At 68.1% G+C, this 22,745-nt stretch carries 19 protein-coding genes; 8 read left to right on the top strand and 11 right to left on the bottom strand.

Annotated elements, in window-relative coordinates; all coding sequences use genetic code 11:
* From NN2_RS32190 to NN2_RS38820, 5 genes are all read right to left on the bottom strand, one after another.
* Positions 1–938 (bottom strand): aldehyde dehydrogenase family protein (locus NN2_RS32190; protein ID WP_156511535.1); only part of this gene is annotated, 938 nt, incomplete at its 3' end.
* Between the two features lie 88 nt (positions 939–1,026).
* Entirely contained in the window at positions 1,027–2,235 is a 1,209-nt protein-coding gene (locus tag NN2_RS32195; protein ID WP_063018661.1) for an amidohydrolase family protein, read from the bottom strand.
* Positions 2,236–2,367: 132 nt separating this feature from the next.
* The gene (locus tag NN2_RS32200) at positions 2,368–3,255 is read right to left on the bottom strand and encodes an SDR family NAD(P)-dependent oxidoreductase (RefSeq protein ID WP_063018701.1); all 888 of its coding nucleotides are present in this window, start codon (positions 3,253–3,255) and stop codon (positions 2,368–2,370) included.
* Between the two features lie 36 nt (positions 3,256–3,291).
* Positions 3,292–4,473 (bottom strand): thiolase C-terminal domain-containing protein, encoded by a 1,182-nt coding sequence (locus NN2_RS32205; protein ID WP_063018663.1) that lies wholly within the window; start codon positions 4,471–4,473, stop codon positions 3,292–3,294.
* Positions 4,470–4,901, bottom strand: a complete 432-nt coding sequence (locus NN2_RS38820) for a Zn-ribbon domain-containing OB-fold protein (RefSeq protein WP_063018665.1) — start codon at positions 4,899–4,901, stop codon at positions 4,470–4,472. The genes NN2_RS32205 and NN2_RS38820 overlap by 4 nt, the downstream gene beginning before the upstream one ends.
* Before the next feature lie 119 nt (positions 4,902–5,020).
* Between NN2_RS38820 and NN2_RS32215 the strand changes: the two genes are divergently transcribed.
* Together NN2_RS32215 and NN2_RS32220 are read left to right on the top strand one after the other, a co-directional pair.
* Entirely contained in the window at positions 5,021–5,974 is a 954-nt protein-coding gene (locus tag NN2_RS32215) for an LLM class flavin-dependent oxidoreductase (protein ID WP_063018667.1), read from the top strand.
* A gap of 132 nt (positions 5,975–6,106) precedes the next feature.
* Complete coding sequence (locus tag NN2_RS32220; RefSeq protein WP_063018674.1) at positions 6,107–8,395, top strand: CaiB/BaiF CoA-transferase family protein; 2,289 nt, start codon at positions 6,107–6,109, stop codon at positions 8,393–8,395.
* A gap of 168 nt (positions 8,396–8,563) precedes the next feature.
* On the opposite strand, the gene NN2_RS32225 is transcribed toward NN2_RS32220, so the two are convergent.
* Entirely contained in the window at positions 8,564–9,739 is a 1,176-nt protein-coding gene (locus NN2_RS32225; protein WP_063018676.1) for an amidohydrolase family protein, read from the bottom strand.
* 261 nt (positions 9,740–10,000) lie between these two features.
* On the opposite strand from NN2_RS32225, the gene NN2_RS32230 reads away from it, so the two are divergent.
* Entirely contained in the window at positions 10,001–11,077 is a 1,077-nt protein-coding gene (locus tag NN2_RS32230; protein ID WP_063018683.1) for a Zn-dependent alcohol dehydrogenase, read from the top strand.
* A 104-nt stretch (positions 11,078–11,181) separates the two neighbouring features.
* The gene (locus NN2_RS32235; RefSeq protein ID WP_063018685.1) at positions 11,182–12,390 is read left to right on the top strand and encodes an amidohydrolase family protein; all 1,209 of its coding nucleotides are present in this window, start codon (positions 11,182–11,184) and stop codon (positions 12,388–12,390) included.
* Positions 12,391–12,506: 116 nt separating this feature from the next.
* On the opposite strand, the gene NN2_RS32240 is transcribed toward NN2_RS32235, so the two are convergent.
* Positions 12,507–12,695 carry a ferredoxin gene (locus tag NN2_RS32240; protein WP_030517864.1) on the bottom strand — a complete coding sequence of 63 codons (189 nt, stop codon included), beginning with the start codon at positions 12,693–12,695 and terminating at the stop codon, positions 12,507–12,509.
* 24 nt (positions 12,696–12,719) lie between these two features.
* Entirely contained in the window at positions 12,720–13,520 is an 801-nt protein-coding gene (locus tag NN2_RS32245) for an SDR family NAD(P)-dependent oxidoreductase (protein ID WP_218022085.1), read from the bottom strand.
* 177 nt (positions 13,521–13,697) lie between these two features.
* Here NN2_RS32245 and NN2_RS32250 point away from each other — a divergent pair, with 177 nt between their 5' ends.
* Positions 13,698–15,404 carry an N-acyl-D-amino-acid deacylase family protein gene (locus NN2_RS32250; protein WP_063018689.1) on the top strand — a complete coding sequence of 569 codons (1,707 nt, stop codon included), beginning with the start codon at positions 13,698–13,700 and terminating at the stop codon, positions 15,402–15,404.
* A 118-nt stretch (positions 15,405–15,522) separates the two neighbouring features.
* Complete coding sequence (locus NN2_RS32255; RefSeq protein WP_063018691.1) at positions 15,523–16,701, top strand: thiolase family protein; 1,179 nt, start codon at positions 15,523–15,525, stop codon at positions 16,699–16,701.
* Positions 16,702–16,745: 44 nt separating this feature from the next.
* Here NN2_RS32255 and NN2_RS32260 read toward each other — a convergent pair whose 3' ends face one another.
* Positions 16,746–17,174, bottom strand: a complete 429-nt coding sequence (locus tag NN2_RS32260) for a nuclear transport factor 2 family protein (RefSeq protein ID WP_063018693.1) — start codon at positions 17,172–17,174, stop codon at positions 16,746–16,748.
* A complete protein-coding gene (locus NN2_RS32265) occupies positions 17,158–17,868 on the bottom strand; it encodes a TetR/AcrR family transcriptional regulator (RefSeq protein ID WP_245658940.1) in 711 nt (236 codons plus the stop codon). Before NN2_RS32265 ends, NN2_RS32260 begins: the two co-directional genes overlap by 17 nt.
* A 220-nt stretch (positions 17,869–18,088) precedes the next feature.
* On the opposite strand from NN2_RS32265, the gene NN2_RS32270 reads away from it, so the two are divergent.
* On the top strand, positions 18,089–19,246 hold the full coding sequence (locus NN2_RS32270) for an aromatic ring-hydroxylating oxygenase subunit alpha (protein ID WP_063018695.1): 1,158 nt from the start codon (positions 18,089–18,091) through the stop codon (positions 19,244–19,246).
* A 44-nt stretch (positions 19,247–19,290) separates the two neighbouring features.
* Positions 19,291–20,931, top strand: a complete 1,641-nt coding sequence (locus tag NN2_RS32275) for an N-acyl-D-amino-acid deacylase family protein (RefSeq protein ID WP_063018697.1) — start codon at positions 19,291–19,293, stop codon at positions 20,929–20,931.
* 83 nt (positions 20,932–21,014) lie between these two features.
* Here NN2_RS32275 and NN2_RS32280 read toward each other — a convergent pair whose 3' ends face one another.
* Entirely contained in the window at positions 21,015–22,514 is a 1,500-nt protein-coding gene (locus tag NN2_RS32280) for an aldehyde dehydrogenase family protein (protein WP_063018699.1), read from the bottom strand.
* Positions 22,515–22,745 lie beyond the last annotated feature (231 nt).

The raw sequence follows: 22,745 nt of genomic DNA on the forward strand, positions 1-22,745 counted from the left end.
GCCGCTGCCGCCGCCGCGGCGTCGACCGCCTCGGCGTAACGGCTGCGCGGCACCAGGACCCGGGTGTGCGCACCGCAGACCTGACCGGACATATGCATCGCGCCCTTGACGATCGCGGGCAGGACGTTCGCGAGATCGGCGTCGTCGGTGACGACCGCCGCGGACTTGCCGCCCAGCTCGAGCGACACCCGCTTCACCCGTTCACCGCACACGCTCATGATGCGTTTACCCGCGGCGGTCGACCCGGTGAAGGCCACCTTGTCCGTGTCCGGATGGGTGACCAGATACTCGCCGACCTCTCGATCGCCGGGCACGATATTGACTGCGCCGGAGGGTATTCCGGCTTCGTCCAGCGCCTCGGCCAGCACGAAGTTGCTCAGCGGCGACTCCGGCGGCGGTTTGATCACCACCGTGCACCCCGCGGCCAGCGCCGGCGCGGTCTTCCACGCCGCCAGGGTCACCGGGGCGTTCCACGGCACCACGGCCGCGACGACGCCGACCGGTTCCCTGGTGACCAGGCCGGACCGGTCACCGGCGGTGACGATGCGCTCGAAGTCGAAGTCGCGGATCAGCTCCGCGTAATAGTCGAACAGCGCCGCGACCATACCGGTCTGCGCCTGTCTGGATTGGCTGACCGGACAGCCGATCTCGTCGACCGTCACGGCCGCGATATCGGCCTCGCGCTTGCGGAGCAGTTCGGCGGCGCGAGCCAGCACGCCAGCCCGCTCGCCGGGCGACAGCCGGGGCCACTGGCCTTCGTCGAAGGCGGTGCGCGCGGCCGTGACGGCCCGATCGATATCGGCCGTGCGGGCCACCGGCACCTCGCCGACGTTTTCCTCGGTGGACGGCGAGATCACGGCGAAGCGTTCGTCGCCGGCAGGTGGTACCCACCTACCTCCGATGTAGAACTCACGCCGGTACATCAACCGATCGGTCACGCCGCCTCCTGTCGTGTGCGGGACACCCGCGTCCGGTCGGCGGCGCGAGCCGCGATGGTCGCTCACGCCGCCCTCCGATGTCGTGTCGTCAGGGTCGGTTCCGCTGCGGCGGATCGAGGTGATAGAGCCGGGTCGCGGTGTGCTGCAGGACTTTCGCCACCGTCTGCTCCGGAATTCCGGTCAGTGAACGATCGATGATGTCGCGCGGGCTCGGTGATTCCGAGGCCGGCCCCGGCGAGAGGCTGGTGGCGTGCGGGAAATCGGTTTCGAACATCAGATTGTCGGCCAGTTCGCCGATCACCGGTCGCAGCGAACGGTTTTCGAACCAGTACATGCCATAGATCTGGCGGCGCATGTATTCACTCGGCAGCAGCCGATCCGGATATTCGTGGTGCGCACCGACGTTGAGCCACTGCCAGTCCATACTCTCGCCCAGGAAGGGCAGCCAGCCGGCGCCGTTCTCCACCGAGACGAAATTCAGCTTCGGATAGCGATGGCAGACGCCGCTGACCACCACCTCGGCGATGTTCTGCGCATTGCCGAGCAGCACCAGCGCGCTCTCCTTGGTGAAGTCGAGCTTCTGCGATTGGTCGACCGCGCCCTTGAGATCGTCGGGGGAGTTGAGGAAGCCGACGTGGAAGTTCATCGACAGTCCCATGTCCTGGGCCTGGCCGAGCAGCGGCTCCCAGTAGTCGTCCACCAGGCGGGGCAGGCCGACCTTGTCGTAGCGAGCGGCGAAAAGCACACCCTTGTGGCCCATCTCGTAGGCCCGCTTCATCTCGGTGACCGATTCGTCGATATCCCAGAACGGCAGCATCATCATCGGAACCAGCCGGCGCGAATCCGCCGAACACCACTCGACCAGCCAGTCGTTGTACGCGCGAACGCATTCGGTGGCCAGCTCGTGCGGCATCCGGTTCAGGAAGACGTGGCTGTGGAAGCCGAGAATATTCGGATACATCACCTGGTAGTAGATGCCGACCTCGTCCATATAGGCGAGCCGCGCCTTGGCGTCGAGTGCGGCGGGGAAGGCCTCGGAGAGCTTCTTCGGATGTGAGGGCGGGAACTCGGGCCATTTGGCTTGTGCGAAAGCGCCTACGCCGTAGAGCTTCTTGTCGCCGATGTACCAGTAATCCTCTTGCCGCCGTTCGTGGAAGCGGACGTGCGGAACCAGATCGCCCCACTTCTTCGAGATCCGCGAGGTCCACAGGTCGGCCGGTTCGATGATGTGGGAGTCGACATCGGCGACCGCATATCGCTCACACAGGGCGGTTCCGGCGCCATCGGGGTCAGCCATCCCGAACTCCTTCTGTACCAGGAAGATTATTCAACTATGAGAGTGTTCACTTACTTACTCTAGAGATCGCGAGGGCGATGTACAACCGTCTGTCGCGCCCGATCGGGATCGGCCCCCGGTGGCGTCGGCGGCTCAGTGGCCGGATTCGGGGGCGGGCGGCGTGGATTCGCCCGGCTCGGGCCGGTCCGGGTCCGCGACCCCGCGCAGGTGCGGCGCCATCATCAGCGGCGTCACGCTCAGCACGCCCGATTCCACCGGCAGGGTGATGCCGGTGATCCAGCGGGCCTCGTCGCTGGCCAGGAAGGTCGCCGCCCAGGCCACGTCCCAGCCGTCGCCGGGGGTGCCCAGCAGACCCGCCTCCGACCGCATGGTGTTCATGAATTCCGCCCGCGGCCCCGGCGCCGACACCGAGAGCACCATGGGCGTCGTGATGTGCCCGGGCGCGATCGCGTTCACCCGAATCCCTTGGCGGCCGTGCGAATACGCCATATCGACGGTCATCGCGAGCAGGCCGCCCTTGGCCGCGGAGTAGGCGACCGTGCCGTCGCCGCGCAGTGCCGAGATCGAGGAGATGTTCACGATCGATCCGCCGCCGCGTTCGGCCAGTGTTGGCACCGCGTACTTCGAGGAGAGGAACGCGGTGCGCAGATTGATGTCGAAGGATCGGTCCCAGTCCGCTTCGGAGACGTCGACGACCGTGCCGACCGCGGCCAGGCCGATATTGTTGACGAGGATGTCCAGTCCGCCGAAGGAGTCCACGGCAGTACGCACCATGGCCTCGCACGCCGCGGCCTCGGTCAGATCGGCCGCGAAGACCGCGGCCTTGCCGCCCTCCTCCTCGATCATCCGCAGGGTTTGTTCGGCGCGCTCGGCATACCGGTCCACCAGCAGCACGGCGGCGCCCTCCCGCGCCAGTGCCACCGCGGTCGCCTTCCCGGTGCCGATGCCGGGCCCGGGCGTGGATCCCGCACCCGTCACGATTGCCACCTTGCCGTCCACGCGGCCCGGACGCTCCACCATGATCATCTCTCCTTCGCCGTCACCGGTACTGCTACCTCACCAGCGCGTCAAAAGCGCTGCGCCGGACTCGATTCCGCCGACATTCGTCACCGCCGCGACCTCGGCGCCGGCGACCTGCCGCGCGCCCGCCTCGCCGCGCAGCTGCCGCACCGCCTCGGCGGTGTGGCCGAATCCGGCGTGCAATCGCCCGCCCGAGAGCTGACCGCCCCAGGTGTTGAGCGGCAGCTCACCGCCCAGCGCGATGCGCTTGCCGCCGTCGATGTAGTCCCCGGCCTCGCCGGTGCCGCAGAAGCCCATCGCCTCGAGCCACCACACCGCCTCGATGCTGAAACCGTCGTAGAGCTGGGCGGTGTCCACATCGGCGGGAGTCAGCGCGGTACGCGCCCACAGGTCCGCGGCGGTCGCGTAGCCCACCCGGCCCATGTCCTCCCACTGGTCCCAGGCCGGGCGCCCGTCCACCACGCCGGCCATCGCCTCGATGCGGACCGGTGCGCGTAGATCGCGGGCCGTCTCGACCGCCGACACCACGATCGCGGTCGCGCCGTCGGCCGGCACATCGCAGTCGAACAAACAGAGCGGGGAGGAGATCATCCGCGCGGCCAGATAGTCGTCGACGGTGAGCGGCGAACGGTAGACGGCGTCGGGATTGTGGGCGGCGCTTGTGCGCTGGGTGACCGGTATCCACGCCAATTGCGCTCGGGTGAGCCCGAATTCGTACATGTAGCGGGTAGCGAACGGGGCGATCTGGCACACCGGGGACAGCATCCCGATCGGCAGCAGCCATGCCTGCGGGCCTTCGGCTGCGGGTTTGGTGGATCCGTAGGCCGGGCGCCCACCGGCGGCGCGGGCGGCGCTGCCCTCCTTCACGGTCCGCCAGATCACCACGTGGCGGGCCTGGCCTGTGGCGATCGCCTGCGCCGGACCGTAGAACGGCAGTGCCATGCCTTCGACGAGACCCTGGCGCCAGCGGGTCGTGATGCGCAGCGCGTCCTGGACCTCGTAGAGATTGCCGTTGGCGTAGCCGGGCACATTGGCGACACCTCCGCCGGGGAACATGGCGAGGCCGTCGATATCGTCGACGGTCAGCCCGGCGTCGGCGACGGCGGCGAGGATGGCGTCGAGGGTCAGCTGCAGGCCGGAGCGGTCGAGCCGGCGGGCGATCGCGGATTGACCGATGCCGGAGATCACGGCGCGATGCTCGAACAGGTCCGTACTCATCGCGTGACCCCGGTCCCGTCGTCGCGGGCGAGGAAGCTGGGGACGGCGTATCCGCCCGGGCCGGGCTCGAATCCGACGTCGACCCGCATGCCGATCGTCACCTCGTCCGGCGCGCAGCCGCGCACCCGTCCGGGGATCCGCACGCCGGGGCGGCCGGGGAATTCCACCAGCACGATCGCATAGGGGACCTCGAGCTCGGGCAGCCAGCGCTGATAGTTCACGGTGAAGCTGTAAACCGTTCCGGGACCGGTGATTTCGACGAATTCGGGTGCGCGGCGCCGGCATCGTCGGCAGATGCCCCGGGGCGGGAAGGAATCGGCTCCGCAGGCGGGGCAATGTTCGACCAGCAAACGGCCGGCGGCGGCCCCTACCCAGAAGGGCTCGGTCTCCTCGGTGACCATCGGCGGGATACCCGGTATCGCGTTCATCCGGCCTCCAGGAGCGAGTCGTTGCTGCCTATAACCACTATCATGATAAGTGAGCATTTGCTATCTTCGTGTGGTCGGTGCCGATCGGGCATCGGCGCACTGCTCGCCGAAGGAGTCGGATGTCCGCCGACCGCATCGTCTTCGGGGCAGCCGCGATGCCGGAACCGGATCGGGACTGGCTGGCCGCTGCCGAACGCCTGCCCATCGAATCCGTCTGGCAGGGCGGCCACATCCTGCCGCCGAGTCCTACCGGTGAGGCCGTCACCCGTCTGTCGCTGATGGTCGCATGGACCGAACGCGTCCGGGTCGGAACGGCGACGCTGCTGCTGCCGCTCTATCCGCCGGTGATCGTGGCCAAACAACTCGCCGATTTGGATGCCCGTTCCGGCGGGCGGGTGTCGGTGGGGCTCGGGGTCGGCGGGGAGTTCCGGCACGAATTCGAGGCCGTCGGTGTGCCGCTGTCCGAACGCGGCCCCCGCACCGACGAGGCGATGGATGTGCTGCGCGCACTGTGGCGCGCCGAACCGGTCGATCACGAGGGCCGGTTCTTCCGATTCCGCGATCTGCATCTGCGCCCGGTCCGCAACCCCGACGGCTCCACCATGCGACCCGGCGGCCCGCCGTTGATCGTGTCCGGGCGCAAAGCTCCGGCGATGCGTCGCGCCGCGCGCCGGGGCGACGGCTGGATGCCGTATCTCGTGTCGCCGTCGGCGTATGCCCGCTCGGTCACCGCGATTCGGCAGGAAGCGGCGACGATCGGCCGCGACCTCACCGGCTTCGAGTGGACGATGTATCTGTACTGCTCGATTCGCCGCGACGGTGACCGCGCCCGCGCCGAGGTGGCCGATTTCCTCGGTGGCGCCTACGGCGGCAAACCGGGCGACATGCTGCTGCGAATCGCGCCGGCCGGTACACCCGACGAGGTCGCGGTGCGGCTGCAGGAATACGTCGACGCGGGCGTGCGGCATTTCGTGATCGCGCCGGCGACGCGATCGGACACGCTGGACGTGGTTCGGCTGGCCGCCGAAGAGGTGCTGCCGAGATTGGAACTGCCCGTTCGGGTCGGGCGATGAACACCGAATGTGCCGGGGCCGAGGGCGTTTCGGTTCCGGCGGGGGTGCCCGCGCAGAGTGCGCCGGCTGTCGGTTCACCGGCTTGTCCAGCGGTCCCGGCGACGTCGGATGGTTGTTCGAAAGGGCTCTGATATGAGTGGCGAAGGTCCCTGCACGGGTTTGACGGTGGTCGAGATCGCGGTGGGGGTCAGCGATCTCGGGCTGGGGTTGGCCGCTGGGCTGCCGGGAATGCTGCTGGCCGATCTCGGGGCACGTGTGGTGCGGGTGGTCGGCGAGGATGCGCCGATCGACGCCGCGGTGCCGTGGGGCCGCGTCTGGCATCGCGACAAGCGCATCCTCACCACCAGCGAGGCGGCGGAAATTTCCGAGTTGTTGCGGACGGCGGATATCGCGCTGGTCTACGGTCCGGAGGATCTCGTCGAGGCGCGCGGACTGGGGTTTCGTGAGTGCGCCGCAAGTAATCCCGCGCTCGTGTACGCACGCTGCCGGCCGAGTCGCACCGCAGCCGGAACGGTCGAGGATTTCGGACTCCTGGTCGAGGCGCGGGCCGGCTTCTGCACGCAATTGCGGGGCCATCGGCCCGGGCCGATCTTCCCCGAGGTGCGCGCGTCCGGCATGGGGGCTGCCTTCCTGCTGCTCACCTCGGTATTCGCGCTGCTGCATCGCCGCGTCGGCACCGGTACGGGCGGCTGGAGCGAAACCTCGCTCTACGACGGGATGCTGGCCACCCTCGGCTGCATGATCGGCCGATCCGAACGCGCCGCGCCCGAAGTCGAATCGTATTGGGAACACGGCTCGACCTTCCCGAATTTCCTCTACCGCTGCGCCGACGGCGAACTGCTGCAGGTGTGGTTCGGCGGTAAGGGCATGTATCAGGCGGTGATCGAGGTCCTCGGCGACGAACCCAGTCCGGACGGCTACTACACCGACCAGACCACCGGCAAACTGCGGGCCCGCGCGCAGCGGTGGACGTCGTTGTTCGCCACACGACCGCGCGAGGAATGGATCGAGCGGCTGCGCGCCGCGGGGGTGGCCTGCGAGCCGGTGCTCGGGCCGGGGGAGGTGCTGCGCGATCCGCACACCACCGCAACCGGTTTGGCCGTCACCCGTTCCGACCGCGGACACGAGGATCTGATGATCGGCTCGCCGTTCGAGATCCACCCGCTGCGTCCGGCCTCGGGTTTGCCTCGCGCCTCGCGAACGCGCGCTGCCGCAGGGCTTTTCGAGGGCTTACGCGTCGTGGACTTCTCGGCGTTCGTCGCCGGGCCGCTGGCCGCAGAGGTGCTGGCGGACCTGGGCGCCGATGTGATCAAGGTGGAGCCACCGAGTGGTGAGGCGATGCGGGCCGCCGCCTATGCGGTGGCGGCCTGCCAACGCGGAAAGCGCAGTCTTGCATTGGATATCAACGCTCCCGAGGCGCGGCCGGTGGTTCAGAAGCTGCTCACCTGCGCCGATGTGGTGCTGCACAACTTCCGCGTCGGCGTCGCGGAGCGGCTCGGTATCGACGCGGACACCGTGGCACGCTTGAATCCGAACGCGGTGTACTGCCACGCCAGTGCTTTCGGCGCCACCGGCCCGCGGGCGGCCTACCCGGGCAACGACGCCTTGATGCAGGCGCTGACCGGTTTCGAGCGGGCGATCGGCGGCGCGGGCAACGAGCCGCTGGCCGCGACCTGGATACCGATCGATATGGCGGGCGGCTGGGTCGCCGCCGCCGGCATCGCGCTGGGTCTCTACGCCCGGGCCACCCAGCAGCGCGGCCAGCAGGTGATCACCAGTCTGCTCGGCGCCGGAATGCTCATGCACTGCGGTGTTTTCGTGCGCGACGGCGAACTCGTCGCCGGCCCGGCACTGGACGAGCGGCAGACCGGGTACGGTCCCGGCTATCGAATCTACGAGGGCTCCGACAGCGAGTGGTTCGCACTCGTGGTCGCCGACGCCGAATCCTGGTGGAAGCTGGACGGATTCGTCGCTGTCGCCGCCGGTGGCCCGAGCTCGGGCTTGGGTGACTACGTCCCACTCCGCAGCGGCGGCGACGACAGCGCCGCCCGCGCGGCCGAGGCGACACTCGAATTCACCTTCGCGACCGCCCCCGCCGCCGACTGGGTGCGACGGCTACGCGAACGCGGCATCCTCGCCGAACTCATCGAGCCGATGGACCGCAACCGCTTCCGCCACGCCATCCTGGACGATCCGGTGAACCACCAACTCGGCCGGGTCGTCGGTTATCGGACCGCCGACTGGGGTTATTTCGAACAGATCGGCCCCCTGCTGCGCACCGGCCCCGACGTGACCGGGGGCCCCCGCCTGATGATTCCGGGCGTGGGCGAGCACACCGCGGAAGTGTTGCGCGAGTTGGGGTTCGACGACTCTCAGGTGGACGAGTTGCTCGCCATGAAAGTCGCGCGCCAGATGGATTGACGGGATCGGTTCGCGACCGGCTGGCCCATGTGGTCGGGTCGGGTGCCGGCCGAACAGATCGTGCAAACCTCGGTAAAAATCGGAGAAAACCGCGTCATGCGGCGGGGTTTGCACGATTGGTTCGGCCACAATGCCGGGGTGTCGGTTGCCGTTGTGGCAGGGAGATGTTCAGTTCAGTCCCAGTAGTCCCGCTGTATTGCCGCGCAAAACCTGGTGGCGGACTTCGGGATCGCAGGTTTCCAGCCGGGGCAGGTAGTCGCGTGGTTCGCGCAGGCCCTCGGGGTGGGGGAAGTCCGAGCCGAACAGGACGTGGTCGGCGCCGATGGCGTCGATCAGGTCGTGCACGTCGTCCTCGGGGAAGGGGCAGACCCACAGGTGTTCGGCCAGTGCTTCGCTCGGGCGGGGTGGCAACTTGCCGCCGATCATCGGGCCGCGGCGGCCGAGTGCGGCGGCCTTGTCGATCGTTTTGAACAGGGGGCGAAGCCAATTCGAGCCGTTCTCGATCGAGACGATCTTCACCCCCGGGTGGCGGCCGAAGAGGTTGTGCAGGGTGAGCGCGATCAAGGTGTCGACCACCGGGCGTTCGGTATTGCACAGCGCCCATTGCAGCGGCGATTGCTGATGCGACGGATTGTCCGGGTTCTCCGACCAGTGCGTGCCGTAGAAATGCTGGTAGCCGCTGTTGGATACGTGGAAGGCCACCGGAATTCCGGCATCGGAGACGGTGGCCCAGAACGGATCGAAGATCGGGTCGGCGGGGGAGCGGCCCGCGACGGGGCCGGGGCACAGATGCACCATCCGCGCACCGGCGTCGAGTACCCGGTGCAGCTCACGCACGGCCTGGTCGATATCGAGCAGTGAGAGCATCGGCACGCCGAACAGCCGCCCGTCGGCGCCGTATCCCCAGTCCTCCTCGAGCCAGCGGTTGAATGCCCGCAGGCTCGCATAAGTGAGCTCGATGTCGTCTCGCAGGTCGTACTCCACGGCCACACCCAGTGTCGGCAACATGATCGTGGCATCCACGCCCTGCCGGTCGAGAACGGCCAAACGCGCACCGCGCTCGGCGAATTCCGGGTGGTCCTTCGAGGTCACCACCTCGCGATGGGTGAATCCGTCGGCGACGCCGCCGACGAACAGTCCCTGCAGCGCGCCCGGCGCCGAGGCGTAGTCGCCGGGCATCACGCTCATGAAGGTGCGCTGCCCGCGCAGGAAGATGCGACCCAGTCCGTCCGTGCCGCGTTCCACCCGGATGGTGCGATCGGCGAAGCGCGACTCGATGTGGCGCGAGAAGCAGTCGTCGGGCTCGTAGTAGTGCCCGTCGGCATCGATCAACCCGTATTCCATCTCTGCGCTACCTCCGGGATCGCCCGCGGTCAGGAAAGTGTGCCTTGAGTAAGTGAGCACACAGTTACTAACTTCGCACCGGCGATAGAGGATGTCAAGGTCGCGCCGCATTCCGCGGCAGACGGAGGCCTCGCCGCTCCGGTGTGGCGAATCGGCGCCGGGACACTCGTCGCGCTCCTAATATGAGTAAGCACTCGCTTGACAAGCGGGGCGCGGCGGCGGGAGTCGCGGCCCATCCGAATCGATCGTCAGAGGTACGCAGTGAAAGTCGTTGTCGCCTACGAGGTCGGCCAGCCCCTCGAAATCGAAGATCTGCCCCTGCCGGAACCCGGCCCCCACGATGTGGTGGTGCGCCTGAGCGCCAGCGGCATCTGCCATACCGACCTCACCGTCATCAACGGGCTCTCGCCGCTGCCGCTGCCGATCGTGCCCGGCCACGAGGGGTGTGGGGTGGTCGAGGAGGTGGGCGCCGAGGTGCGCCGGGTGCGCGTGGGCGATCGGGTGCTCGCCTCGGTGACACCGGCCTGCGGGCACTGCTGGTCGTGTGTCAACGGCATGTCGAACCATTGCGAGCTCAACGCGGAAGTCAAACGGCGACAACGCTTCCGGCTCGCCGACGGCCGCAGTGCCGCCGCGGTGTGCGGCTGCGGAACCTTCGCCGAGGCGATGGTCGTGCACGAGGCGTCGGTGGTCGCGGTGCAGACCGATCTGGCCGATGAACAGCTCGCCCTGCTCGGCTGCGGGGTGACCACGGGCCTCGGGGCCGCACTGAATACCGCCGGCGTCACCCCGGGCTCGTCGGTGGCGGTGATCGGCTGCGGCGGGGTCGGGCAGTCGGTCATCCAGGGGGCGCATATCGCCGGTGCCGCCACGATCGTCGCCGTCGATCCGATGCCCGGCCGCCGGGACGCGAGCATCGGGGTGGGCGCCACCCACACCGTCGACCCGCAGGCCGGCGATCCGGTCGCGCAGGTACGGGAGCTGACCGGCGGGCGCGGCGCCGACTTCACCTTCGAGGTGGTCGGCCGTCCCGAACTCGTCACCCAAGCCATCGATATGGCCCGGGTGGAGGGTGTGGTGACGCTGGTCGGCATGCCCTCGACCGCGGATGTACTGACGCTGCCCGCGATCTCGACGGTGTTCTCCGGCAAGCGGATCGCCGGATCGGTGGTCGGCGGGGCCCAGATCCTGCGCGACTTCCCGCGCTTCATCCGGCTGGCCGAGGCGGGGCGCCTGGATCTGGAATCCATGATCACCCATCGCATTTCGCTCGACGAGATCAACAAGGGTGTGCAGCTGCTCTCCCGGGCCGAGGGCGTGCGCACCGTCATCGTGTGAACCGGTTGACCGGGCAACGAATCGCCGGCAGCCCTGGCGCCCGCCCCGGCATCGGGCTACCTTGTATGTAAGTATTCGCTTTGTTACCGGAGTTGGGAGATCCCATGTCGTTCAGCTGGTTCATATCGGTTGATGACCATCTCATCGAGCCGGCGCGGCTGTGGCAGGAGCGGTTGCCGGAGAAGTGGCGCGAGACCGGCCCCCGGATCGTCCGGGAGGACAAGTCGGAATTCTGGATCTACGAGGATCGCCAGATCGTCACCACCGGCCTCAACGCCGTGGCCGGTAAGAAGCGCGAGGAATTCTCCCCCGAGCCGATCACCTACGAGGAGATGCGGCTGGGTTGTTACGACCCGGCGGCGCGGGTCGCCGATATGAACCAGGGGCACGTGCTGTCGTCGATGCTGTTCCCCTCGCTCCCGCGCTACTGCGGCCAGATCTTCCACGAGGCGAAGGACAAGGAGCTCGCGCTGCTGTGCGTGCGGGCGTGGAACGATTTCATTCTCGAGGAATTCGCCCAGGCCTATCCCGGCCGATTCATCCCGATGATGATCATCCCGCTGTGGGATCCCGTCGCCGCCGCGGCCGAAATCGAGCGCACCGCGGCGCTGGGGGCGAAATCCATTGCCTTCTCCGAGAACCCGACCAAACTCGGCCTGCCGTCGATCCACACCGACTTCTGGGATCCGGTCTTTCGCGCCTGCGACGACACCGGCTTCGTGATCTCGATGCACGTCGGATCGTCCTCGAATATGATCCGGACCTCCGAGGATATGCCGACGCTGGCCTTCATGGCCTACTCCGCGGCCGCGAATCAGGCGGGGACACTGCTGGATTGGCTGTTCAGCGGTAATTTCGTGAAGTACTCGAATCTCAAGATCGCCCTCTCCGAGGGGTCCATCGGCTGGATTCCGTACTTCCTCGAACGCGCCGAGCAGGTGGTCGACAAACAGCGGTTCTGGGCCTCGCGGTTCGATATCAGCATGAACGCCACGCACGAACGCGGCGAGCAGAAGGGCGAAGCGACCTTCGATCTCGATACCGATATCCGGCGGTTGTTCCGCGACCACGTGTACGGCACCTTCATCGAGGACCAAGCGGGAATTCGCTTGCTGGACATCATCGGTGAGGACAACGTGATGCTGGAATGCGACTACCCGCATTCGGATTCCACCTGGCCGGACACCGTGCAGATGGCCGGCAAGTGGCTCGGGCACCTTCCGCAGGACGTGCAGGACAAGATCACCGTCGGCAATGCGTCGCGGGTCTACGACTTCACCCCCGCCGATCCGGCCTCGATTCCCGAGTCGTGACATGTCGCGGGCCGGCTGCGGCCCGCGTACGTCGAGGTCCGCCCCCGTGACGGTGGGCGGACCTCGACGTATAGGCCGGGCGCGCAATGCGCCGGCGGTGGCCGAGAGCGGGTGGCTCAGCTCAGGACGATTGCCCGTTCCGGGCAGTTGTCGGCCGCTTCGCGGGTCCGGTCGCGAAGGTCGGCCGGCACCTCGGAAAGCGTTGCGCGGCCGTGCCCTTCGTCGTCGAGGTCGAAGACCTCCGGGCAGATCTCCCAGCAGCGGGCGTGGCCCTGGCAGCGGTCGGGATCGACGGATACGTGCATGACTGTCCTTCGGTGTCGCGCGATTCAGTAGGTGGCCGACAGGGCCCACGGGCCGTCGGGAAAGGGCCGTCCGAGCAGTTCCATGCTGTAGACGATGCGTCCGGTGTCCTGGGGGGACGTGCACAAAAGCACAGCGGCGTCGGCCATGGCGTCGTCCGGTTCGACCGGGGTGTTGTCCGGTGTGTGCGGGGAGACGACGGCGACGCCGGGAGTCATGACCAGACCGGAGGTGCCCAGACTGTTGATCCGCACGCCGGTGCCGTACACCTCCGCCGCCAGGCCGGTGGTCAGGCGATCGAGCGCCGATTTGCACATGCCGTAGGGCACGCAGCCGTCGGCGGCCCACTCCGGATAGGGCGGCCCCAGGGGGTGGCGCGCCTGTTTGGAGGTGATGTTGAGGATCCAGCCGCGCCCGCGCTCGATCATCCCGGGAATCGCCAACTGGCACAGCCGAAACGGGGTGTGCACCATCATCTGGAACATCAGGCCGTAGCGGTGCGGGCGGATGTCGAGGGCCGGGCCGTAGAAGTTCACCCCGGCATTGTTGACGAGGATGTCGGCCGGCCCGAGTAGCGCTTCGGCCCGTGCCACGACCGTCTCGACCTCCGCGGGAACCGTCAGATCGGCGCGAATCGCCGCTGCCCGGCCGCCCTGATCGCGAATGTGCGCCACGACCTCCTCGATGGAACCGGGAAGCGTCGAGGCGCCCGGTTCGGCGGTGCGAGCCACCACCGCCACCGCCGCACCCTCGGCGGCGAAGCGTTCGGCGATCCGCCGGCCGATGCCGCGGCTCGCGCCGGTGACCAGTGCGGTCCGGCCGTCCATCGATCCCACGTCGACTCCTGCGCTGAGTGCTCCGGACGGTAATCCGGAGCAGGGCCTAACAAGTAAGTACCTACTTTCTCACGGTACCCGGTGATACGCGAGCGTTTCCCGGGTTATGTTGAGTGAGTACCTGCTTATTTATGCTCGGGCGGCCCGCACCGGGAAGGATGGAAAACCATGCATGACATCGTGATTCGCGGTGGGGACGTGGTCGACGGAACGGGTGCGCCGCCGCGTCGGGCGGAGGTGGCGATCGACGGGGACCGGATCGTGGACATCGGCCCGGCGGTCGGCTCCGGGCGCCGAGTGATCGACGCGTCGGGCCGGTTCGTGACCCCCGGGTTCATCGATGTGCACACCCATCTGGATGCCCAGCTGTTCTGGGATCCGCTCGCGACGCCCTCGTGCTATCAGGGCGTGAGCACGGTGGTGATGGGCAATTGCGGCGTCACCTTCGCGCCGGTGCGGCCGGGGCAGGAGGGCTACTTGGCGGCGATGATGGAGTCGGTGGAAGACATCCCGGCCGACACGATCATGGCCGGGCTGGACTGGGGCTGGCAGACCTACGGCGACTATCTGAAAACACTGGGCGACCGCGAACTCGGCGTGAACGTCGGCGGGCTGATCGGTCACGCCGCCCTGCGCTACTACGTCATGGGGGAGCGCAGTCTCGACGAGGCGCCCGCCACCGCCGAAGACCGCGCCGCGATGGCGGAACTGGTCGGCGAGGCCGTCGACGCCGGAGCGCTGGGCTTCTCGACCTCCAGGACCTATATGCACACCGTGCCGGACGGGCGGCCGGTGCCGGGCACCTTCGCCGACGTGGAGGAGCTGTCGGCGATCGCCGGCGTCCTCGCCGAACGCGGGCGCGGCACCTTCCAGGTGGTCCCGCGCATCGGCGAGCGCGACGGCGCCGACCGTGCCAATTCCCGCGCCGAAATGGCGTGGATGGAACAGGTGAGCCTGAATTCCGCTCGGCCCCTGACCTTTTCGATCATGCAGAGCGACCGGCGTCCCGGACTGTGGTCCTGGGTGATGGAACAGACGGCCGGGGCCCGCGCGCGAGGTGCCGATCTGCGCCCGATGACCGCGGTGCGCGGCAGCGCGATCGTCTACGGAATCGCCGGACGCACCCCGTACGACGCACTGCCCACCTGGTCCGAGGTGATGGCCGAACCGCCGGCTACGCGGCTCGAGTTGCTGGCCCGCGGCGACGTCCGCGACCGCCTGATCGCCGAAGCCGAACTGCCCTCGCAGGCATCAGGTCCGCTGGCGCCGAAGGATCCGGCGAAAATGTATCTGCTGCCGCCGGGTTCGGCCGCCTACGACGTCGGGGCGGACAACAGCCTGGCCGCCGAGGCGCGTCGGCGCGGCGTCGGCGCCGCGGCCGCCTTCATCGACTACACGCTCGAGACGAACGGCCGTGGACTGCTGTACTACCCGGTGCTCAATCAGGATCTGGACGCGGTCGCGCGCATGATCACCAACCCCGACGTCGTATTGGGCGTCGCCGATGCGGGTGCGCACGTCGCGCTGACCATGGACGCCGGCAATTCGACCTATTTCCTGCGGCACTGGGTGCGGGATCGGGCACTGCTGGGGATCGGCCCGGCCGTCCGGCGACTGACCGTCGATGCTGCGAATCTGTTCGGAATCGCCGATCGCGGGGTGCTCGCTCCGGGCGCGTACGCCGATGTGAACGTCATCGATCTGGCGAATCTCGACCTGTTCGCCCCGGAGATGGCCGCCGATTTCCCCTTGGGTGCACAGCGATTCGTGCAGCGGGCACGCGGTTACGACTACACGCTGGTCAACGGACACGTGCTCGTCGACCACGACGAAACCACCGGTGCGGTCCCCGGCCGGTTGGTCACCGCGCGCTGAGAATCTCGCGGGCCGATGGCGCGTTGCCGCCGAAGCGGGCCGTTGCCCGTGCGCCGGGCCGTCGTTACGATGCTTAAGTTAGAGAACACTTACTTATTTGAGAATCGGGGTGGCACCAATGAGCCATGAGGCCGTGATCATTTCGGGCGCGCGCACGGCGATCGGGACGGCATACAAGGGGTCGCTCACCGAAACCGACGCCTTCACACTGGGAACGGCGGCCGTCGCCGAGGCGGTGCGCCGAGCGGGCGTCGAACCCGACCTCGTCGACGACGTCATCCTCGGCGAATCGCTGTACGGCGGCGGGGCGATCGGCCGGTACGTCGCCATCGAGGCCGGGCTGGTGAACGCGCCCGGTATCGCGCACAACCGGCACTGCGCCTCCGGACTGTCCACCCTGCAGAGCGCGGCCGCCTCGGTGATCGCCGGGATGGATCGGATCGTGGTGGCCGGCGGCGTGCAGTCGAGTTCGACCGCACCGACGGTGAATCGGCGCATTCCGGGCTCCGAGGAATGGGAGGAGGACTGGCTCGCGCCCAGTCACCGCGAAACTCCGGACGCACCCGTGCGGGATATGTCGATCACGGTCGGGTGGAACGCCGCGGTCAAGGCCGGGATAACGCGCGCGCAGATGGACGAGTGGGCGTTGCGTTCCCATCAGCGCGCGGTGGCCGCGATCGACGCCGGCAGCTTCACCGAGGAGATCGTGCCGATCGAGGTGACCCGTCGCGACGGCAGTACGGTCACCTTCGCCGTCGACGAACATCCCCGGCGCACATCGTCATTGGAGAAGCTGGCCTCCTTGAAACCGCTGCATCCCGAGATCGAGGGCTTCGGCATCACCGCCGGGAACGCCGCGGGCATCAACGACGCGGCCGGTGCGGTGGTGGTCGCGGACCGCGCACTGGCCCGCGAGCGCGGAATCGAGCCGCTGGCCGTGGTCCGGGCCTGGGCGTCGGTGGGCGTCGCGCCCGCGGACACCGGCCTGGCGCCCGCGCCCGCGATCGAGAAGGTGCTCGCGCGCGCCGGACTGTCGGTGGGCGATGTGGCGCTCTGGGAGATCAACGAGGCCTTCGCCTCGGTCGCGGTCGCCGCGACCAGGGCGCTGGGGCTCGACGAGGAGAAGGTCAATGTCCTCGGAAGTGGGTGCAGTCTGGGACATCCCGTGGCGATGACGGGAACCCGGATGGTGTTGAGCCTCGTGCACGAACTGCGGCGCCGCGGCGGTGGGGTCGGCGTCGCGGCGATGTGCGCGGGAGGTGGGATGGGCACCGCGGTCGTCGTCGACGTGCCCTGAGCTCGCGCCCTCGGCAGCCGGAAGATGTTCGGCTGCCGAGGTTCTCACCGTGGCTCGAGCGTTTCCAGCAGCGCGTGGGTGTCCTGCTGGAACACCCGGATCTCGCGGACCATGCCGTCGGCGAAGGAGAACAGCTCCACCACGTCGACCGTGGCGTGCCGCCCCGATTCCTTGGCCGTCCAGGTCTGGGTGGTCAACTGCACCACCGATTCCTCGGAGCCGAAGATGCGCGGATTGTCGATACTGCGCTCCCAGTACCGTCCGAACGACTCGCCCATGGCGGCCACCCCGGCATGTCCGTGGTAGCTGCCGCCGTGTGGCAGTGAGGCCGGTTGTTCGATGCGGATGTCGGGGTGGAACAGCGCCAGCGCGCCCGCGCCGTCACCGGCGGCGAAGCGGCGCGACAACTCCGTCACGATCTCCAAGCCGTTGCGCGACGCGGTGCCGCGCGGTGAATCATGCTGTGGGCTCATCGGATTCGGCCCCCTCGATCACCGGGAAGAATCCCTTGACCGTGCCCTCGCTGATCAATGTGACGGCCCGGTCGCGGTCGGCCTTCTTGGCGGTGCCGTGCCGGGTTTCCAGGGCCTGCATCAGTGCCATGCCCATCACCGCGCGGGCGGAGATGTCGGGCGACTCGAAGGGGAATCCGTAACGATCCTCGACCTCGCGCCACGCCTCGGCGAGCCGGTCCATGGCGACCGCGAAATTCTCCCGGTAGAACCGCCGGGCCACCTGTGGATCGCCGAACAGCACCAGGCCCAGGAGCGGCAGCACCTCGTCGAGCGTCGAAATCAGTTGGCGGTACAGACCTTTGAGCGTCTCCAGCTGTCGTTGCGGGGTCAGCGGCTCATCGCGGTCGACGACGGCGGTCGCGGCGACCAGATCGTCGACGGCCGACTTGAGCGGTTCCACCACCGCTTCGAAGAACAGTTGATCCTTACTCTCGAAGTGCCGGTAGATGATTCCCTCGCTGATGCCGCTGTGCTCGGCGATCATCTTGACCGTGGTGCCGTTCATATCGCCGGTCTCGCTGAAGGCGCGGCGCGCGGCGGCCAGGATCGAACTCTTGCGCGCCTCGGCGGTGAGCCGGCGCCGTACCGGCGGTGCGCCATTGGCGGGGGTGGGCGGGATCGTGGAACTCCCGGTCGTCGTGGTTCTGGCCACGAGTCCTCCTCGTTTCCGGGCCGACGCCGGTGCCGATCGGCGTTGTTAGTGGGTACACACTTTATCCTAATGGGCTCGCGACGGCATCCGCCGATCGGCGTGATCACGGCGATCTCTCCAGGTAGAACCGGGTTCTCACATTTCCTTGCGGAGTAAATAATCACCTACTAAGCTCCGAGGTGACCGTCCTTCGGGTCCGGAGTTTCGGGTGGAGTGTGTTATGGACAGGCAAGCGCTGGAACACAGCCTCGCGCGCCGATTGCTCGACCACATCGACGAGGGCACCACCGATCTGGCGCCGGAAATCCTCGAGTTGCCGACCGATATCTATTCGACCCAGCGGCATGCCGAGGAATTCGACGTCCTGTTTCGCGGCCACCCTCTGGTGCTGTGCCTGTCGGGCGCGCTTCCGCACGCGGGCACCTACCGCACTGTCGACCTGTGCGGCGTCCCGATCCTGTTGACCCGCAACGACGAAGGCCACGTCCGCGCCTTCGCCAACGCCTGCCGCCACCGCGGCGTGCGAGTGGTCGACGGCGGCGGCGCCCGCAGCCGATTCGCCTGCCCGTTCCACTCGTGGACCTACGATCTCGACGGCCGCCTGGTCGCCGTGCCCGTGGACGACGCCTTCACCGGAATGTGCCTGGAGCGCAAGGGACTTGTCGAACTGCCCGTCAGCGAGGGGTACGGGCTGATCGTCGGATCGCTGCGCCCGGGGCCTGCCGTGGACATCGACGAATATCTCGGCCCCGGCCTGGCCGACGAACTGGCGGTGCTCGAGTTCGCGGACTGGGAGTTGTACGGCGAACCGCACGTGCACCGCGTGGGGGCCAACTGGAAGGTCACCCTCGACACCTTCCGTGAGAACTACCACTTCCGCTTTCTGCACCGCCGGACCCTGGCGAAATACGCCTACGGTGGCGTGCTGACCTTCGACCCGTTCGGCCGGCATCTGCGCAATTGCTCCGCACTGCGCTCGATCGACGAACTGCGCGAGCTGCCCGACGAGCAGTGGGGCGACGTGATGGGCCATATCAGCCTGCAGTACGCGCTGTTTCCGAACACCAGCCTCACCTTCGACAGCCGGCACGTGGAGCTGTGGCAGATCGTCCCGGTCGACGCGAACTCCTCCGAAGTCGTGCACAGCACATATCTGCGGCCCGGTCTGAGCGAGTCCGAACGGGGCAAGGCCGTGGAGATGGCCCCCTGGATCTGCGAGACCGTGGTCGACGGGGAGGACTTCTGGGTGGCGGCGCGGACCGAGCCCGGTATCCGGGCAGGCGTGCTGGACACCATCGTGTTCGGCCGCAACGAGCCCGCCCCCCAGCATCTGCACCGCGGTTTCGAGGACGCGCTGGCCGTCGCCCGCCGGGCGTGAGAATGCCCGACCCCCTTGCCGATTCACACTCCCCGGGAGGACCCATGGATCTGTTGCTGCGCCGCGCCTGGCTGGTGGACGGAAGTGGCGACCCCGGCAGGGCCGCCGAGGTGGGAATCACCGGGGACCGCATCACCGCCGTCGGCGCGCCCGGCGAGCTGACGCCGGGACCGGACACGCGCATCATCGATCTCGACGGGCTCACCCTCACACCGGGTTTCATCGATATCCACACCCACTACGACGCGCAGATCCTCTGGGACGGCGATCTCACGCCCTCCTGCTGGCATGGTGTCACCACCGTGATCATGGGCAATTGCGGTTTCGGGGTGGCGCCGACCCGGCCGCCGCATCGCGAAATCATCGTGCGCACACTGGAAAACGTCGAGGGTATGTCGATGGAGGCGCTGAATGCCGGCATCGACTGGTGCTTCGAGACCTTCCCGCAGTATCTCGATGCCCTCGAGCGGCGCCGCAAGCGGCTCAATGTCGGTGCGTTCCTGGGACATACGCCCCTGCGGCTGTTCGTCCTGGGCGGAGAGGAACGTGCCGCCACCCCCGCGGAACTCGACACCATGCGCGCGCTGGTCCGTGAGGCGGTGACCGCCGGTGCGGTCGGACTGTCCACCTCCCGCCAACCGGCCCATCAGGGTGCGTTCGGCCGCCCGGTGCCCAGTCGCTTCGCCGAGGTCGCCGAGGTCGACGCGCTGGCGGCGGAACTGGGCGCGGTGGGCAAGGGCATCCTGCAGGTGTCGATCGGGCCCGGCATGTTCGTCAACCAGTTCTCGGATCTGTCCGTGCGCTACGGCATTCCGGTCACCTGGACCGCGCTGGTGGCGCGCGCCGACAAACCCGGCGCCGCCATGCGCACGGTGGAGCGCGGCGGTGCGCTGCCCGGTGAGGTGTACCCGCAGATCGCCTGCCGGCCCATCGTGATGCAGGTCAGCCTCGCCGACCCCACGCCGCTGGGGGAGATCGACGAGTGGAAGGAAGTCCTCGCCCGGCCGCGGCAGGAACGCGCCGCGCTCTACCGGGACGCGGCATGGCGGGAGCGGGCCCGCCCGGCGACGCTGGCCGCATGGGCGCATCGGTGGCCCAAGGTCGCCGTGGAGGAAACCGTCGCCGATCCCGCCGCGGTGGGAATCCCGTTGGACCGCTTGGCCGCCGAGCGTGGTACCACCGCCTTCGACCTGATGCTCGACGTCGCGCTCGCCGACGGGATGTCGACGCGCTTCCGCGTGGTCCTCGACAACGACGGCGACGACGAGATCGGTGATCTGCTCGCCGACAAGCGCACCATCCTGGGCCTGTCCGATGCGGGCGCGCACGCCAGTCAGCTCTGCGACGCCTGCTACTCCACCCATCTGCTGGGACATTGGGTGCGCGAGCGCAAGGCCATCGGGCTGGAAGACGCGGTGTGGCGCCTGACCGGTCAGCCCGCGCACGCCTTCCGCATCCGCGAGCGCGGGCTGATTCGCGAGGGGTATTTCGCCGACCTGGTGGCCTTCGATCCCGCGACCGTCGGAACGACCCCGATCGAGCGGGTGCACGATCAGCCCGGGGGAGCGGATCGGCTCGTCGTGCGCAGCACCGGCGTCGCGCACATGTGGGTCAACGGCGTCCAGACGCGCCGTGACGGAGTGGATGTGGCCGACACGGCTGCGGGGCGGCTGCTGCGTAGCTGATCGAGTCGTTCCGGCGTGCCGAAGGGGCCGGCGAATATCGCTCGGCCCCTTCGGCATTCGCTGCGCGGCACCGGCGCGAACGGTCAATCCGTATCGATCCACACGGATTTGACCTCGAGGTATTCCTCCAGCGAATGCGGTCCCATCTCGCGTCCGTATCCGCTCATCTTGTATCCGCCGAACGGCACCGCCGGATCGAACAGCAGCATGGTGTTGACCCAGACGGTGCCGGTCCGCAATCGGGCCGCCAGCCGATGGGCGGTGCCGATGTCGCGGGTCCAGATTCCGCCCGCCAGGCCGTAATCGGAATCGTTGGCCCGCTCGGCCACCTCGTCGAGGGTGTCGAACGGCAGCACGCAGGCGACCGGACCGAAGATCTCCTCGCGCGCGATCCGCATCTCGTCGCGCACATCCGCGAATACCGTCGGCTCCACGAAATAGCCGGCGGCGAGATCGCCGATATCGATGCGCGCCCCACCGGCCGTGGTGCGCGCGCCCTCGTCCGGGCCGATCGCCAGGTAATCGCATACGCGGTCGAGTTGCTGCCGGGAGACCAGCGGGCCGATCCGGGTGCGCGGGTCCAGGCTGTTGCCGACGGTGAGCGACCGCGCGAAATCCGACAGGCGGTCGACGAATTCGTCGTAGATCGGCCGCTCGACGAAGATGCGGGTCCCGGCACAACAGGTCTGGCCCGAATTCGAGAACACGCCCATTCCGGCGCCGGGAACCGCCTTCGTCAGATCGGCATCGGCGAAGACCACGTCGGGAGATTTTCCGCCCAGTTCCACCGACACGCGTTTGAGGGTGTCGGCGGAGGATCGGATGATCTCGCGACCCACCGCGGTCGATCCGGTGAACGCGATCTTGTCCACGCCCGGATGCGCGGTCAGCGCGGCGCCGGCGGATTCACCGTCGCCGGTCACGATGTTCACCACGCCGTCGGGAATCCCGGTCTCGCTCAACAGTTCTCCGAGCCGCAGCGCGGCCAGGCTCGCCTCCTCGGCGGGTTTGAGCACGAGGGTGCATCCGGTGGCCAGCACCGGGGCGATCTTCCACACCGCGTTGGCGACCGGGCGATTCCACGGCACGATCGCGGCGACGACCCCGACCGGCTCCTTGACCGTATAGCTGAACACCGAGCCCGGAATCGAATTCGGCAGCGTCTCACCGTGAATCTTGGTCGCCCAGCCCGCGTAGTACCGCAACACCTCGGCTTCCCAGGCGCGCGACCCCGGCCGGCGGCGGCCCAGCGGCGAACCCATATCGAGCGATTCGAGCAGGCGCAGTTCGTCGAAGTGCTCCTGCACCTTGTCCGCGAACGCCCACAGCAGGGCCTGGCGATCGCGCGGGGAGAAGTGCTGCCAGGGGCCCACCAGCGCCGAGCGGGCCGCGGTGACCGCGCGGTCGGCATCGACGGCATCGGCGGCGGCCAGTTCGGCGATCACCGCGCCGGTGGAGGGATCGATGCTGACGAAGGTGCGCCCCGAGGCCGCGGCCTCCCATCGGCCGCCGATCAGCAGGCGTTTGGTGCGACCGTCGAGGAATGCGGGGAGTGAAGCGACTGCTCCGGTGCTTGTCGACATGGAAATCCTTCCTGACCACGGCACATCGAGCGGCCGCCGCCGGACAGGTTGTGAGTAAGAACTTACTAACACATGGTAGGTCACGGCTTCCGGTCATCCGCTAGAAAGTGATCACTTACCCTGTTACTGTGAGTTGGCGCCCACTCGGTGCCCGAGCCGCCAGGGGAAACCATGGAGAAGACAACGCCGAACGGCGTACGCCTGCCCGATGATTGGTGTCTGCGCCAGTTC

Origin of the sequence: Nocardia nova NBRC 15556 (assembly GCF_001613005.1) — a bacterium.
GTDB lineage: Bacteria > Actinomycetota > Actinomycetes > Mycobacteriales > Mycobacteriaceae > Nocardia > Nocardia nova.